Below are 14,181 nucleotides of genomic sequence, written 5' to 3'. Positions count from 1 at the left end.
ATGGTCATTACTGGTAGAATTGTTTACAATCAGAGTAAGGAGTGAAAGGTATGCTACAAACAACATTTGATATGCGATATCCAATTATACAAGCACCAATGGCAGGCGTGACATCACCTAAATTTGTGGCGGCTTGTGCTGAGGCAGGCCTATTAGGTTCAATTGGTGCAGGTTACTTAGATGGTGAACAAACAAAGCAGTTTATTCAAGAAGTGAAGAAATTAACGACAAAGCCCTTTGCGGTCAATTTATTTGTGCAAGAAGAACCCAAAATTGATGTCGAGGTTTTACAACAAGCCAGAATGGCACTGCAACCTTTTTACGATGAATTAGGATTATCCCCTGTACAGAGCGTAACATCAAAGGAAGTTTTTGCAGGACAGGTTCAAGCTGTGATTGAAGAAAAGGTAGCAGTTTGTTCATTTACATTTGGGCTGCCATCTCCAGCTGTTCTTAAACAATTAAAAGATCATGGCGTCTATACGATTGGTACTGCTACCACATTAGAGGAAGCCATACTGGTGGAGCAAGCAGGAATGGATGCGGTTGTATTACAAGGGGGAGAGGCTGGCGGTCATCGAGGCTCTTTTACTGACCCTCTGCAATTAATTCCATTGCATGACTTACTACAACAAGTAGTGGGAAAAGTTGCGATTCCAATTATAGCTGCGGGAGGCCTTGTAACCAAAGAGGATATTCAAAAGGCACTTGAAAGTGGGGCACAGGCAGTTCAAATTGGGACGGCTTTACTAGTGGCAGATGAATGCGAAATTTCGCCACTCTATAAAAATGCTGTATTGGCATCAAAAGAACAACAAACGACGATTACGCTTGCATTTACTGGTAAACCAGCAAGAGGTTTAGCAAATGATTTCACGAAACGTATGGAGGATGCGACAGTAGCACCCTATCCACTACAAAATTATCTAACGACTACCATTCGTAAGGAAAGTGCTGAGCAAGGTAATGCAGAATATTTATCCATGTGGATGGGTGAAAATAGTCACCTCATACAGCAAACGGATACGGTGAAAAACATTGTGAGCAAACTATTATAATTTTTTATCGTAGAAGATCTCTATACATCTGTATAGAGGTCTTTTTTTTTGAAGAGCGACATATATTGCTGTACACGAGGGGGCGTAGGAATGGAATTACAAGACGTATTAAGAGTTGCTGGAGTGGGACTAGTCGTTGCGCTTCTTCATGTTTTCTTTGATCAAACAGGGAAGAAGGAGTTTTCATTTTTCCTCTTTTTCATTGCTTACTTATATATGACAGCAGAATTACTTCGATTTTTACGTCTATTCTTTAATGAGATTTTAACCTTCTTCCAATGGCTTACCTCATCCGGGTAATGTGAATGGAAATTGTCATCGTCGCTGTTGTCATGCTGCTTTTATTATTGCTGATAAAAGAAGTTATACAGCCACTCCATGCGCTAATCAGTGTGATGTTTTCTTTTTTGCTTTTTGGCATGTTGTTCTCGACGCTTTTATTGCCTTTCGCCAAACAATTGTTAGAAACACTTGCGTTTTTACCTTATGCGAAGGCTATTTTAATCAGTGCAAGTATGTTCTATGTCGGGCAGTGGGTGGCATTGCTTTTGGCAGAACATAATTATAAAGTGCTCGGGAACATCGTTTTTGCTGCGGTGAAAATTGTGATTTTGCTGTATTGGTTTAAAGAATTTCTGGCTGTTCTACAGGAGGTGTCGGCCATTTTAAAAAGGCTAAACTAAGGAGCGAAGCCATTGCAGGAGCAAATATTATCGTTTTTAATCGACCCATTCTTTCTCTTGCTCAAGATGACGCTCATGCTTTGCAGCTACGTCATCATCATTTTGATTGTGAACATGCTATTACCAGAGTTTGAAAAAGGGACAAGGATACTTTTTTTTCTTATCGTTTTAGCAACAATCGGTCCTGTTGTTGTCAACTCCTTTACATTAATTGATGAAATTGCACAAGGACTAGCCCATCTATTTACGGCATTTTATCCGATTCTTACATCAAGCTTTTTATTATCCAGTAGTATTACAGCGATTGCTTCCTGGCAGCCTTTTTTACTGTTTTTTGTACAAGTCCTCACCATTATCAGTAGTAAGTGGCTTATTCCTGGCGTGCTTTTGGCCATTGTCTTTGATGTATGCAGTGTGATCGTAAAGGAAATATCCTTTACTCGAATAGCTGAATTGATTCGCTTTACAATTATGAGCATCGTGTCGGCCTCAGTTATTTGCTATGTCTTACTGATGACCGCAAGTGGTGTAGCAGCATTTAGTGTCAATGCGGCTGTAGCAGAGCCCGTCAAAAAATTAATTGAAGAAAATATTCCAGTTGTTGGTTCTTTTATTGTGGATAGTTTTTCGATGTTTCAGCATATGACTCAATTTACATCTTCTCTTACAAGTATTAGCGCCTTTATCGCCGTCATTACGGTGTCTTTTATCCCAACCGTGCAGCTTGTAGTTAGTGCCTATTCTTTGAAAATGCTCGCTGCTATTTTAGAACCGATTGCCTTTGATGATATTTGTAGACTACTAGATCAAGTTAGCAAATCACTATTTACTTTATGTGCTGTATCATTTTTAATTGCTTTTTCATTTATGTTTTCTTGTTTTTTCCTCATTGTGTTCGTACAAGTCATGGCAGGGGGGAGATAGATTGATTCTTTTATTGGCATTGCTGTTTGTCTGTCAGATTTTTGTGTTTCTAACGGATGATAAGGAAATAATTTCACTGACAAAGTTGGTCATCACGTTAGTATTTTTGCAATTGCTATTAAAGATTCCATTTATCAATTCATAGGAAGAAACAAGCGTACATACACTTGAAAAAGAGAAGATGAAAGGAGGCAATGTACAAGTGATGTGGAAAAGACACGAAAAAAAACAACGTCATTGATGGTTTTAATTTTGATAGCTGCCTCCGTGGGAATTTTCATCATTTTACCTATGTATCAAACGAATTCAACAAGCGACAATGGTTCACCGCTCACGAATGAAGAAAAACTTGAGCAAACCCTGAAGGCAATGGAAGGTGTTGGGAAGGTTAAAGTCTACTTTTATTATGGAGAGATGACAGATGATCAGAATGCCAATAAACTATTCAGCCAATATTTTCGAGGGACTGAACAAGGCACGAAAAACGTGACAGGAATGCTCGTTGTTTCAGAGGGTGCTTCCGATATCTTTGTGAAAAATGAAATTCGTGCTGTCGTCAGTCAAGTGATGCAATTACCGATTCATCGAATTATTATCGTTCCAATGGAAAATAAGGAGGAAAAGTAAATGCGCGTACGTAGAAGAACAGTTTGGTTTATGACATTATTAAGTTTAGTAGCAGTCATTTCAGTGTATTATTTGGTAGATCCAGCAAAGCAATTCAATGGTCTTACTATTTTTACAGATGATACACTGCAACAAACAGCTGTCACAGGTGTTACAGATCAGGAGGCAACAAATGATATAACACAAGAAGTATCTTCACCAAGTCACTTATTTGAAGAAATGCGTATGCAGGTTAGTGATGAGAGAAGCCAGCTTCGTGAACAGTTAACACAAAAGATTGCCTCAGAAGAATATTCTGCCGAAGAAAAAAATGAGGCATATAATGAAATGGATGGCCTTATTAAACGTGAATCAGCTGAAGCTATGCTTGAGATGCTCGTAAAATCATTAGGCTACTCTGATGCGTTTGTTCGTGCTGAGGGAGAAAAAGTGTCGGTGACAGTGATGGCAGAGGAATTGTCAAAAGCCCAAGCAAACGAAATTATTTATTTGGTAAAAACAGAGATGGAAGGCGCAAATGATGTGCAAGTTAAGTTCAGTGCAAATAATTATTAAAAAATAAAGAAAAAAATAAATTTTTAGTTAATTATTAAAAGGTTGTTATATATCAGCTTCATGAAAAGGCTTTCGCTTAGTAAAGGAAAGCCTTTTATTTTGTTCATATTTACTTAATTTTCATTTAACTATTTCAAATTGATACGAAAAAATATAGAATAGTTATTGTAGTAGATTTTAATTCATAAGGAGAGTTAGAAATGTTCAAAATTCAAGAAATTCGTGAAATTATCAAATTAGTGGATTCTTCTTCTATTGACGAGTTTGTGTATGAAGTAGATGGCGCAAAAGTAAAACTTAAAAAGAATAATGTTGTTGTTACAGAAACTGTAGCACCTAAAAAAGAAGTAGTAGCCCCTGTTGTACAACAATCTGCACCAGCAGAAGCTCCAGCAGTAACATCTGCACCAGCGAAAGAAGAAGCGCCAGCACCAGCTGCAGCGGCACCATCAGTTAACGACCCATCGTTACATAAAATTGTATCTCCAATGGTCGGTACTTTCTATCAAGCACCAAACCCAGATTCTCCTGCTTACGTAAAAGTGGGTGACAAAGTAGGGGACGAAACAATCGTATGTATCGTAGAAGCAATGAAATTATTCAACGAAATCGAAGCAGAAGTGCAAGGGGAAATCGTTGAAATTCTAGTTAAAGATGGCGACTTAGTAGAGTACGGCCAACCATTATTCCTTGTAAAAGCTAAGTAAGGAGTGCAAAACAAATGAAAAAAGTTTTAATTGCAAACCGCGGCGAAATCGCTGTGCGTATCATTCGTGCTTGTAAAGAGTTAGGCATTCAATCGGTTGCTGTGTACTCTGAAGCAGATGCTGACGCATTACATGTGAAGTTAGCAGACGAAGCTTATTGCATCGGACCGAAGCTATCAAAAGATTCTTATCTTAGCTTCCCAGCGCTACTTAGCGTAGCTGAAAAGACAGGTGCTGATGGCATCCACCCAGGATATGGCTTCGTATCAGAAAACGCTGATTTTGCTGAAGCTTGTGAAAACGCTGGCATTAAATTTATCGGTCCATCATCTGATTCTATTAAAATTATGGGCATCAAGGACGTTGCACGTACAACAATGGAAGCAGCAGGCGTTCCACTTGTTCCAGGTACTGGTATTGTACCAGATATCGAAACTGGTAAAGAATGGGCTGCTAAAATTGGTTACCCTGTCATCATCAAAGCAACTGCTGGTGGTGGCGGTAAAGGAATCCGTGTAGCACGTACAGAAGAAGATCTTGTAAAAGGTATTGAAATTACGCAAAAAGAGGCTGCTGCAGCATTCGGTAACCCTGGCGTATATTTAGAGAAATTTATCGAGTACTTCCGTCACTGTGAAATCCAAGTTTTAGCAGATGGCTACGGTAACGTGGTGCATTTAGGCGAACGTGACTGTACGGTTCAACGTCGTATGCAGAAGTTAGTAGAGGAAGCTCCATCTCCAGCCCTATCCTCTGAGCGTCGTGCTGAAATGGGTGCAGCTGCAGTAAAAGCGGCACAAGCATGTAACTATGAAGGTGCTGGCACAATCGAGTTTATCTATGACTATCAAGAGGACAAGTTCTACTTCATGGAAATGAACACTCGTATTCAGGTTGAGCACCCAGTAACAGAAATGATTTCTGGTGTAGATCTTGTACAACAACAATTAAAAATTGCATCTGGTGAGAAGCTTCCATTCACACAAGATGATATAAAATTAAATGGTTGGGCGATTGAATGCCGTATTAACGCAGAAAATGCCTATAAAAACTTCATGCCTTCAGCAGGAACTGTTGATACGTATATAACACCAGGTGGCTATGGTGTACGTATTGATTCTGCTGTCTATGCAGGCTATACAATCCCACCATATTACGATTCAATGGTAGCAAAACTAATTGTTCACGCGGATACACGTGAAGAAGCGATTGCAAAAATGAACCGCGCCTTAAGTGAATTCGAAGTATCTGGTCCTGGAATTAATACAACCATTCCATTCCACCAAGCACTAATGAACAATGATGTCTTCAAATCAGCGCAATTCAATACGAAGTTCCTAGAAGAGAACGATGTATTGGGTGTAGCAGAAAAAGTGAAGTAAGCGTTCGCAAGTTTAAACCTCCTAGCTATTATTAGTTAGGAGGTTTTTTATGTCTAAGCATAACTAGATAGAAGACTTACTTGCAGGTAGGAAGATCAATCATAGAAGTAAGATTGACCGTTATAGAAGCTTAAACCGTACTAGTTGAAGTGTGAAAAAGATTATAAAAGTTCTATTTTATAGATAGAAGATCGTTATCTGGTGTTAACATACCATTCTTTGTTGAATAATCTCCTATGTTTCTGTAAAGCACAGCTGTCTTTATCGCATGGCCTTCTTTCGCAAATACAAGAAGGAAAATATCTTCCCGTACATCTAATCCACTAATACTACCTTTAAACTGTATGTTCATTGTTTCTTCAATCGCATCTTTCGTTGTATAAGGTCCAAAAATTTGCGCTTTTTCCCAATCAAAATCCGTTAATTTATTTAGTGAAACTATAGTTGTACCATTATTTGCTTTTTCCATTATATTTTTCGCAAGCAATGTATCTTCACTAGCACTATTCCCAAAAAATAAAAAAAACATTGTAAACATGAGGACAACCCCACCGATGCCAAACAACCATTTTTGTAACATACTCTACCTCTACTTTATCTCAAATCAATTCTATATTATAGAAAGAATACTATATAATAGAAGAAAGAAATAGTCATCCCCCTGAAAAGGAGTGAAACAATGGATGCCAATATACAATAAGCTAGTGAGGGATAAAATTTTAGAAGTAATTGAAGCGAAGGGTTTATCCTATCATGCACGCATTTTAGAACCTAGTGAGCTGGTAAAGGCAATAAAGGCTAAAATGATAGAAGAAGCTACAGAATTTTACGAAGCCCAGCATAAAGAAGATAGTGTTGAAGAGCTCGCAGACATACTGGAGCTCATTCATATGGCTATCGGTGTGCTAGGTGTAAGCTTTGAGGAGCTAGAAGCGACGCGTGAACACAAGAGAAATGCTCGTGGGGGATTTGAAAAGGGAATTTATTTAATCGATGTAGTGGATCAGTAAAGTCGGTTTTAAATTAAAACGGCTTTCGACAGCCAAACCTTCCTTTTTATAGTATAATAAATGTAAGTACAGCACTTGTTTGTGATGTGTAAGGGAAAGGATGATATTTGTATGGCAGAGAAAGTAGGACAATCTTTCGTACAACCAACACCTTCTGGGAAAGAAGAGCTTGGAAAAATTGAGGTAGCGGCAGAGGTGATCGAGGTTGTGGCTGGGATTGCTGTCAATGAAGTAGAAGGCATTGCTGCAACTCGTGGAAATATTGCGACGGGTGTCGTGGAACGTTTCGGTAAAAAAGTACACAATAAAGGCATTAAATCAGGTGTAACGGAAACTGGTGAAATTGCGATTGATGTATTTTGCTCTGTGAAATATGGATATGCCATTCCTAAAGTAGCAAAAGAAGTTCAAACGCAAATCCGTCAGGCTATTTTTAATATGACGGCACTAGAAACAGCAGAAGTAAATGTGCATATTACAGGTATTCACTTTGAAAAAGAAGAAACAGTAGTGCATGAATAAAAAAGAAAAGGATTGCCCAATGATGATTCGTTCATCAAAGGGCAGTCCTTTTTATATGGATTTCTCTAGGATGTTCATGTGGATGTATCGCTATTTTATAATTCTATATGCTTTGGCTTTCTCCAGAATAAAGCAAGTATGACGCCTAGCACCAATACGATTGTAGCAAAGTAGTATGGATAGTTCAGATTGATATCGAACAATACCCCACCTAGAATTGGGCCAAAAATATTACCAAGACTTGTAAACATAGAGTTCATGCCACCAACAAATCCTTGTTCATTTCCGGCAATTTTCGATAAATACGAAGTAACAGCAGGTCGAATTAAATCGAAGCCTACGAAAATAAAGAATGTCACGAATAGGATGGCAAAATAATGACTCACGATCGTCATGGCAAATGTTAATACTGCTGAAAGGATTAGAGAGTAACGAATAACATTAATCTCACCCATTTTCTTTGTCAGCCAATCAAATAGTATTAATTGAGCTAGTGCCCCAACAATACCACTTCCTGTAATAATTATGGCAATATCCGATGGTGTAAACGCAAATTTGTGATCGACGAATAAGCTAAACAATGATTCGAATGCAGCAAGGCCAAATGATAACACGAAAATAAGAATGAATGGTATGAAGTAGAGTGGACTAAACACACGCTTGACACTACCTAACATGGATTGTGCTACTTCTTCATTGTCTGTAGCACGTGTTGGCTCTTTTAAAAACAGCAATGACAGGATAGCTGCGAACAGACCAAGTACCCCAGCTGCATAAAATGGGACACGTGTACCAATTTCAGCTAAAAAACCACCGATCCCAGGGCCGATAATAAAACCTGTGCTAATGGCTGCACTCATATAGCCAAGTGCCTTAGGGCGCTGTGCCAATGTCGTAATATCAGCTATATAGGCGGTTACAGCTGGCATAATGAAAGCGGCACTCACGCCACCTAACATACGAGAGACAAAAAGAATTTCAACAGAACGACCAAACCCAAATAAAAACTCAGAAAGTCCAAAAATAAAAAGACCTGCAACAATCATAACTTTGCGGCCAATATTATCAACAAGCTTACCTGCAATTGGTGATGCAATTAATTGTGTAATGGCAAAGGCTGCCACCATATAACCAACAACAGAGCCAGAAATATGTAGCTCATTCATGATGGTTGGTAAAACAGGGATGACTAAACCAATCCCTAAAAAGGCAATGAAAAGATTAGATAATAAAATAGCTAAGGTTATATTTTGTTTCTTGCTCATAAACTTCTCCTTCTAATTGTTCGCGATACATGTTTTCAATCTACTAGAATATTTCCATGTAATACGATAAACCCTATAGTAACTATAGGGTCAAAAGATTTGTTTTTATTTTTTAAAAAATTTTTATCAGTTTGGGAGTTCTGGCTGAGAGTTATACGAATGCGCCACTACTTTTTCGGAGGAATTTTGTGTCTCTTGTTTTTGCCTAATCTTTAATTCTACTATAAATTTCTTTTCTTGTTCCATAGTGAGCGTTGCTGGCATGTATAGCTCATACACTTGCGACTCAAATAGTTCCTGCTGAGCTAATACATGATTTCTCAACTTTTCATAGAATGAAAAATAAGTATCAGGATCGTAAATAAAGGCAATGCATACATATTTACCGCCAGGAATAATGGTTTGTTGTATGTTTGGTGAAAGCTGCGAAAATGTGCGCTCCGTTAATAGGGGAGTGAAAATAGCATCATAAATGATGTCATTGACATCTTTATAAGGCTCTAGTGGAAAAATACAGCCATAACGACTGTTTAAGACACTGCCTTCCTTTTCGATGATTTTAATTAAAGTGGCATAGTATGTACTGGTGCTCGATGTCGGTGTTAATTCAGTAGTGGTTACTTGAAGAACGGGCATTGCTTCCTCTATTTGCACATAAATCTCACCGAAGACTGGGATATCAATTTGCTCTTGTAATTGCTTTTTTGTTTTCAGTAAGGTATTTTTTGCTTCGTTTAAACGTGAAATTTTTTCATTGATGCGTAGCTCCTGCTGAGCTAAAAAATCAAGCAATTCCTCAGAGGTTAATCTAAGTGCTTTTTTTATATCATCGAGCGTCACGCCGATATATTTAAGGGACTTTATAATGTCTAAATAGAATAGCTGATTGCCTTTATAATACCGATAATTGGTGAAGGTATCGATATAAGCAGGCTTAAATAAATCAATTTGATCATAATAACGTAATGTCTGAACCGATAAGTTTGAAAGTTTGGCAACCTCACCTATCGTATAATAATGTTCCTTCATAAATGGCCTCCACTAATAAAAGCTAAAAAAGTTTCGAATGGCATCAAAACGAATTTTATGCTTGCATCCACCCAGTAAAATAGGTGAGATGTACGTTCCTTCATTTGTTGATATTGTTCTTCACCGTCAACCATTTTAAATGTTTTTTGCAGCTAAGACATATAGCTTCAGTTTGCATTGTGACACCTCTAACGTTTTTTCTTTATTATACCATTACGAACAGGAAACATTCATTTTTGGAATACCACTATTCGATGAGAAGTGGGCTTAAACAAAAAGTTCCTTGAAAAAGGTTCAGATTATTGAAAACTTGCTTGAAATCGTGTTTCTCATGTGATTTTATGCTATTATAAACCTTAATGCCACTTAAGAAGGAGAGCTTTACATGAAACGACATGAAGCACGCGAAAAAGCGTTGCAAGTTTTGTTTCAGCTAGACAATACGGATCTAACAGTTGAAGAAGCAATGGGCCATATTAAAGGTCAACCTACCAATGCCTTCTACGAAAAGATCGTAAATGGAACAGCTGAACATTTGGAGGAAATCGATGCTACATTAGAACAGCATCTTGAAAAGTGGTCACTTGCCCGTCTACCCAAAATTGAAAGAACGGTTTTACGTTTAGCTGTATATGAATTGTTATACATGCCAGAAACACCAAAAAGAGTAGTACTAAACGAAGCAATCGAGTTATGTAAAACATTTGGCGATGATAGTTCATCTAAATTCGTCAATGGTGTACTTTCTAAATTTACAGAACAAGAATAATGTGTTGAATTGGAAGGAGTAACGAAGGTTTATGTCAAGTGCAATTATTAATGGTAAAGAGATTGGTCAAGAAATTCGTAATGCTGTAGCAGAGCGTGTCATTCGTTTAAAAGAGCGAGGATTGACACCTGGTTTAGCGGTTGTGTTAGTTGGAGACAACCAGGCATCAGCTACATATGTGAGAAATAAACAAAAATCTTGTGAAGCGATTGGTATGTTTTCAGAACTCATTAAATTACCCGAAGAGACAACGCAAGAGGAATTACTAGCACAAATTGAGCTTTTAAATCAACGTGAGGATATTCATGGTATTTTAGTTCAATTACCACTCCCAAAACATATTGATGAGGATACAGTCATTGCAACGATTGCTGTCGAGAAGGATGTGGATGGATTCTCACCTGTAAGCGTTGGGAAAATGATGCTTGGCCAAGAAACATTTTTACCTTGTACACCGTTTGGCGTGATGAAGCTTCTTGAGTATTCAGGAATTGAAATCGCAGGAAAGCATGCTGTAATCGTAGGTCGTAGTCATATCGTTGGTAAACCAATGGGACAACTACTTTTACAAAAGGATGCAACGGTAACCTATACACACTCTAAAACGCCAGATTTACCTTCATTTACAAAACAAGCAGATATTTTAATTGCCGCAGTCGGACGTGCAAACTTTATTACGAAAGAGCACGTGAAAGAAGGGGCTGTTGTTATTGATGTAGGCATTAATCGCGATGACAACAATAAATTATGCGGTGACGTAAACTTTGCAGAAGTAGATGGAATTGCGTCTCATATTACGCCTGTACCAGGTGGTGTAGGACCAATGACCATCACAATGTTACTATTCAACACAGTGCAAGCAGCTGAAAATACGCTTGCAAAATAAAAAACCTTTTGAAGAAAGTCATCTCAACATTGTGTGAGGTGACTTTTTTGTTGTGTAAATTCAGAACTTTTCTTCGATTATGTCGTCTAATGTAACGTTTGGGACATACATACTGAGGAGGAGGTTTTTATGGAAAATATCGATATTATGTTAATTGTCAAGCATATCATTATTGGACTTGTCCAAGGCTTTACAGAGCCAATTCCTGTATCGTCGAGTGGACATGTAATGATTGCTAGCGAAATGCTGGGACTAGGTGAACAAGGTTTTACTTTTGCCATCTTAACCAATACAGCTTCGTTACTTGCTATTATGTATATTTATCGTGAGGATATTGTTCGTCTGATCAGTCATTTTTTTCTTTACTTGAAAACTAGAGAAAAGCGGTATAACGCAGATTTTCGCTTTGCTCTCTATATTGTCATCGGTTCAATTCCTGCTGGCGTTTTAGGGGTGTTATTAAGTGATGTTATTGCAGATAACATAAGTATGACAACGATTGCGCTCATGCTATTTGTGACAGGGACTGCATTATGGTTAATTCGTAATATGCGTGGCAAGAAGAAAGATGCAGATTTACGTGCTAAAGATGCCATCATTGTAGGGCTGGGGCAAGCAGTTGCTTTAACGCCAGGCATTAGCCGTTCAGGAGCTACGATTATTTCCGCCATAGCAGTAGGGATGAAGCAGGATACAGCCTTACGTTTTTCCTTTATGCTTTATATTCCTGTAAGTTTGGGTGGGGTAGTCCTTGGCATTACAGATTTTTTAGACGAGCCGAATAAAGGTGCCTTAGCTCTTCCATATGCCGCCACTTTCTTGGCAACACTCATTATGACTTATTTTGCGATGCGTTGGTTTATGGGCATTATGAAAAGTGGCAAACTTAGCTACTTTACGTATTATTGTTTTATTGTAGGAACTCTTTTATTACTATTTTATTAAAATATAAAGTCTCATAACGTATGAAGTTATGGGGCTTTGTTTGTTATTTTTCATAATATACGATTTCTAATAGTGAGAACGTGTAGGAATGTGTTATAGTTGTTTTTCGATAGAAGAAAGACAGTCATTTTTTCTATCGAAACTGCATTTTGGCACGTCAACGACTGCAAAAAATGTTATGATAGGTGTAGTTTTGTGAAAAACTTGATTTTAGTAAAGGAGCCGAAAACATGTCCTCTGCTTCTTATTTAACAGTAAAAGCGTTAACAAAATATATTAAACGAAAATTCGATGCAGATCCACATTTGCGTGAAGTGTATGTAAAAGGTGAATTATCAAATGTGAAAATTCATCAATCCGGCCATATTTACTTTACATTAAAGGATGATGGTGCCCGAATAGCTGCGACGATGTTTAAAGCAGCGGCTACCAAATTAGCGTTTGAACCAAAGGAAGGTATGCAAGTATTTATCCGAGGGGATGTAAACGTTTACGAAGGCTATGGAACCTATCAGCTATATGTACAGGAAATGCAACCGGATGGCATTGGTAGCCTATTTGTTGCCTTCAATCAATTAAAAGAGCAATTACAAAAAGAAGGTCTTTTTAAACCTGAGTGGAAGCAACCGATACCAAAATTTCCTGAAAAAATTGGTGTGCTCACGTCAACAACTGGTGCAGCTATACGGGATATTTGTTCAACCTTAAAGAGGCGTTACCCACTTGCTGAAATTTTGATTTATCCAACCCTTGTACAAGGAGCTCAGGCTGCACCGAATATTGTGCAAAATATTCAACGTGCTAATCAAGAGGCAAGCTGTGATGTGTTGATTGTCGGGCGAGGAGGAGGCTCCATCGAGGATTTATGGGCTTTTAATGAAGAAATTGTGGCAAGAGCTATTTTTGAAAGCCGAATTCCTATTATTAGTGCGGTTGGCCATGAAACAGATACAACGATCGCCGATTATGTAGCCGATTTACGTGCACCTACTCCAACAGCTGCTGCTGAGTTGGCTGTGCCCGATCAAGCGGATCTCTACCAACGCGTGCTTACGCAGAAATCACAGCTACATCAAATGGTTAGGTCGCAACTTATGGCAGAGCGACAACGTCTAAATAAGCTCCAGCAGTCTTATCCATTGTCAATGCCGGAAAGACTTTATCGACCTTTTACAGAAAGATTGGCACAGCTTGAGTCAGGATTACAAGCAGCAATGCAAGTGAGCTTGATGAAAAAAGCTGCACAACTTCAACAATTACATAGTACGGTGGAGCAACATTCACCCAAAAAGGCACTTGCTTTTCATCAGAGAGAGCTTGAAGCGCGCGTTCAACAATTATCACGTGCTACAACGTATTATGTGGCAAAAAAGCAACAACAATTTGAGTCAACCGTTAGAACATTAGAAGCTTTAAATCCACTGTCCATTCTAACAAGAGGATTTACAGTAGCATTTAAAGATCAGCAAATGATCAAATCATCCACTGAGGTGCAAAAGCAAGATCAACTGACACTGACTTTCCATGATGGAAAGGTTGTGGCTAACGTGACGAATATCTTGCCAAAGAATGAGGGGGAATTGTTGTGATTGAAAAACAACAAACATTTGCAGAAGCCATGACGGCACTAGAAGAAATCGTTCGCCAGTTAGAACAGGGTGATGTGCCATTGGAAAATGCGATTGATTTATACAAGCAAGGAATGGAGCTATCAAAGTTTTGCCATAGTAAGCTGCAACATGCTGAGGAGCAGCTTGTATCAATTGTCCAAGAGAATGGTGAAACAACAGCATTTGATCCACTAAAGGGAGAGAATTAG

At 38.3% G+C, this 14,181-nt stretch carries 19 protein-coding genes; 16 read left to right on the top strand and 3 right to left on the bottom strand.

The features are described from left to right. Positions 1-50: 50 nt before the first annotated feature. From NYE73_RS15990 to accC, 9 genes are all read left to right on the top strand, one after another. Positions 51-1,058, top strand: a complete 1,008-nt coding sequence (locus tag NYE73_RS15990; RefSeq protein ID WP_048392287.1) for an NAD(P)H-dependent flavin oxidoreductase — start codon at positions 51-53, stop codon at positions 1,056-1,058. Between the two features lie 90 nt (positions 1,059-1,148). Further along, positions 1,149-1,358 carry a hypothetical protein gene (locus NYE73_RS15985; protein ID WP_012295089.1) on the top strand — a complete coding sequence of 70 codons (210 nt, stop codon included), beginning with the start codon at positions 1,149-1,151 and terminating at the stop codon, positions 1,356-1,358. 5 nt (positions 1,359-1,363) lie between these two features. Next, positions 1,364-1,741 carry a hypothetical protein gene (locus NYE73_RS15980; protein WP_016994741.1) on the top strand — a complete coding sequence of 126 codons (378 nt, stop codon included), beginning with the start codon at positions 1,364-1,366 and terminating at the stop codon, positions 1,739-1,741. A 12-nt stretch (positions 1,742-1,753) separates the two neighbouring features. Beyond that, complete coding sequence (locus NYE73_RS15975; RefSeq protein WP_004231121.1) at positions 1,754-2,665, top strand: stage III sporulation protein AE; 912 nt, start codon at positions 1,754-1,756, stop codon at positions 2,663-2,665. Between the two features lies 1 nt (position 2,666). Then, positions 2,667-2,810, top strand: coding sequence for a hypothetical protein (locus tag NYE73_RS15970; RefSeq protein WP_004231124.1), 144 nt, complete (start codon positions 2,667-2,669; stop codon positions 2,808-2,810). 62 nt (positions 2,811-2,872) lie between these two features. Next, on the top strand, positions 2,873-3,292 hold the full coding sequence (locus NYE73_RS15965) for a hypothetical protein (RefSeq protein ID WP_048392288.1): 420 nt from the start codon (positions 2,873-2,875) through the stop codon (positions 3,290-3,292). Beyond that, on the top strand, positions 3,293-3,847 hold the full coding sequence (locus NYE73_RS15960; protein WP_004231131.1) for a SpoIIIAH-like family protein: 555 nt from the start codon (positions 3,293-3,295) through the stop codon (positions 3,845-3,847). It begins immediately after the preceding gene. A gap of 200 nt (positions 3,848-4,047) precedes the next feature. Further along, complete coding sequence (accB, locus tag NYE73_RS15955) at positions 4,048-4,554, top strand: acetyl-CoA carboxylase biotin carboxyl carrier protein (RefSeq protein ID WP_054549160.1); 507 nt, start codon at positions 4,048-4,050, stop codon at positions 4,552-4,554. Positions 4,555-4,568: 14 nt separating this feature from the next. Next, entirely contained in the window at positions 4,569-5,936 is a 1,368-nt protein-coding gene (accC, locus tag NYE73_RS15950; RefSeq protein ID WP_004231135.1) for an acetyl-CoA carboxylase biotin carboxylase subunit, read from the top strand. Positions 5,937-6,108: 172 nt separating this feature from the next. On the opposite strand, the gene NYE73_RS15945 is transcribed toward accC, so the two are convergent. Continuing rightward, a complete protein-coding gene (locus tag NYE73_RS15945) occupies positions 6,109-6,516 on the bottom strand; it encodes a hypothetical protein (protein ID WP_066036190.1) in 408 nt (135 codons plus the stop codon). A 103-nt stretch (positions 6,517-6,619) separates the two neighbouring features. Between NYE73_RS15945 and NYE73_RS15940 the strand changes: the two genes are divergently transcribed. Together NYE73_RS15940 and NYE73_RS15935 are read left to right on the top strand one after the other, a co-directional pair. Beyond that, positions 6,620-6,946 carry a nucleoside triphosphate pyrophosphohydrolase gene (locus tag NYE73_RS15940; protein WP_259950882.1) on the top strand — a complete coding sequence of 109 codons (327 nt, stop codon included), beginning with the start codon at positions 6,620-6,622 and terminating at the stop codon, positions 6,944-6,946. 111 nt (positions 6,947-7,057) lie between these two features. Beyond that, on the top strand, positions 7,058-7,468 hold the full coding sequence (locus tag NYE73_RS15935; RefSeq protein WP_004231142.1) for an Asp23/Gls24 family envelope stress response protein: 411 nt from the start codon (positions 7,058-7,060) through the stop codon (positions 7,466-7,468). 95 nt (positions 7,469-7,563) lie between these two features. On the opposite strand, the gene NYE73_RS15930 is transcribed toward NYE73_RS15935, so the two are convergent. Both NYE73_RS15930 and NYE73_RS15925 read right to left on the bottom strand, forming a co-directional pair. Further along, a complete protein-coding gene (locus tag NYE73_RS15930; protein WP_048392291.1) occupies positions 7,564-8,733 on the bottom strand; it encodes an MFS transporter in 1,170 nt (389 codons plus the stop codon). A gap of 126 nt (positions 8,734-8,859) precedes the next feature. Then, positions 8,860-9,762, bottom strand: a complete 903-nt coding sequence (locus tag NYE73_RS15925) for a MerR family transcriptional regulator (protein ID WP_259950883.1) — start codon at positions 9,760-9,762, stop codon at positions 8,860-8,862. 385 nt (positions 9,763-10,147) lie between these two features. On the opposite strand from NYE73_RS15925, the gene nusB reads away from it, so the two are divergent. The 5 genes from nusB (at position 10,148) to NYE73_RS15900 (ending at position 14,181) form a co-directional block, all read left to right on the top strand. Beyond that, positions 10,148-10,531 carry a transcription antitermination factor NusB gene (nusB, locus tag NYE73_RS15920; RefSeq protein WP_004231146.1) on the top strand — a complete coding sequence of 128 codons (384 nt, stop codon included), beginning with the start codon at positions 10,148-10,150 and terminating at the stop codon, positions 10,529-10,531. Positions 10,532-10,562: 31 nt separating this feature from the next. After that, positions 10,563-11,417, top strand: coding sequence for a bifunctional methylenetetrahydrofolate dehydrogenase/methenyltetrahydrofolate cyclohydrolase FolD (folD, locus tag NYE73_RS15915; RefSeq protein WP_054549163.1), 855 nt, complete (start codon positions 10,563-10,565; stop codon positions 11,415-11,417). Positions 11,418-11,546: 129 nt separating this feature from the next. Then, positions 11,547-12,362 carry an undecaprenyl-diphosphate phosphatase gene (locus NYE73_RS15910; protein ID WP_259950884.1) on the top strand — a complete coding sequence of 272 codons (816 nt, stop codon included), beginning with the start codon at positions 11,547-11,549 and terminating at the stop codon, positions 12,360-12,362. 230 nt (positions 12,363-12,592) lie between these two features. Next, positions 12,593-13,951, top strand: coding sequence for an exodeoxyribonuclease VII large subunit (gene xseA, locus NYE73_RS15905; RefSeq protein ID WP_259950885.1), 1,359 nt, complete (start codon positions 12,593-12,595; stop codon positions 13,949-13,951). Continuing rightward, positions 13,948-14,181: an exodeoxyribonuclease VII small subunit gene (locus NYE73_RS15900; protein ID WP_259950886.1), complete on the top strand. Its 234-nt coding sequence runs from the start codon at positions 13,948-13,950 to the stop codon at positions 14,179-14,181. Before xseA ends, NYE73_RS15900 begins: the two co-directional genes overlap by 4 nt.

The sequence above is a fragment of the Lysinibacillus sp. FSL K6-0102 genome, assembly GCF_038003545.1.
Lineage (GTDB): Bacteria > Bacillota > Bacilli > Bacillales_A > Planococcaceae > Lysinibacillus > Lysinibacillus capsici.
This window is presented reverse-complemented; position numbering and strand designations above follow the sequence as displayed.

Coding starts and splice junctions, on each gene's coding strand:
- NYE73_RS15925 (WP_259950883.1), bottom strand. CDS start 9,762: ATGAAGGAACATTATTATACGATAGGTGAGGTTGCCAAACTTTCAAAC.
- NYE73_RS15960 (WP_004231131.1), top strand. CDS start 3,293: ATGCGCGTACGTAGAAGAACAGTTTGGTTTATGACATTATTAAGTTTA.
- NYE73_RS15990 (WP_048392287.1), top strand. CDS start 51: ATGCTACAAACAACATTTGATATGCGATATCCAATTATACAAGCACCA.
- xseA (WP_259950885.1), top strand. CDS start 12,593: ATGTCCTCTGCTTCTTATTTAACAGTAAAAGCGTTAACAAAATATATT.
- NYE73_RS15945 (WP_066036190.1), bottom strand. CDS start 6,516: ATGTTACAAAAATGGTTGTTTGGCATCGGTGGGGTTGTCCTCATGTTT.
- NYE73_RS15980 (WP_016994741.1), top strand. CDS start 1,364: ATGGAAATTGTCATCGTCGCTGTTGTCATGCTGCTTTTATTATTGCTG.
- nusB (WP_004231146.1), top strand. CDS start 10,148: ATGAAACGACATGAAGCACGCGAAAAAGCGTTGCAAGTTTTGTTTCAG.
- NYE73_RS15985 (WP_012295089.1), top strand. CDS start 1,149: ATGGAATTACAAGACGTATTAAGAGTTGCTGGAGTGGGACTAGTCGTT.
- NYE73_RS15930 (WP_048392291.1), bottom strand. CDS start 8,733: ATGAGCAAGAAACAAAATATAACCTTAGCTATTTTATTATCTAATCTT.
- accB (WP_054549160.1), top strand. CDS start 4,048: ATGTTCAAAATTCAAGAAATTCGTGAAATTATCAAATTAGTGGATTCT.
- NYE73_RS15910 (WP_259950884.1), top strand. CDS start 11,547: ATGGAAAATATCGATATTATGTTAATTGTCAAGCATATCATTATTGGA.
- NYE73_RS15935 (WP_004231142.1), top strand. CDS start 7,058: ATGGCAGAGAAAGTAGGACAATCTTTCGTACAACCAACACCTTCTGGG.
- NYE73_RS15940 (WP_259950882.1), top strand. CDS start 6,620: ATGCCAATATACAATAAGCTAGTGAGGGATAAAATTTTAGAAGTAATT.
- accC (WP_004231135.1), top strand. CDS start 4,569: ATGAAAAAAGTTTTAATTGCAAACCGCGGCGAAATCGCTGTGCGTATC.
- folD (WP_054549163.1), top strand. CDS start 10,563: ATGTCAAGTGCAATTATTAATGGTAAAGAGATTGGTCAAGAAATTCGT.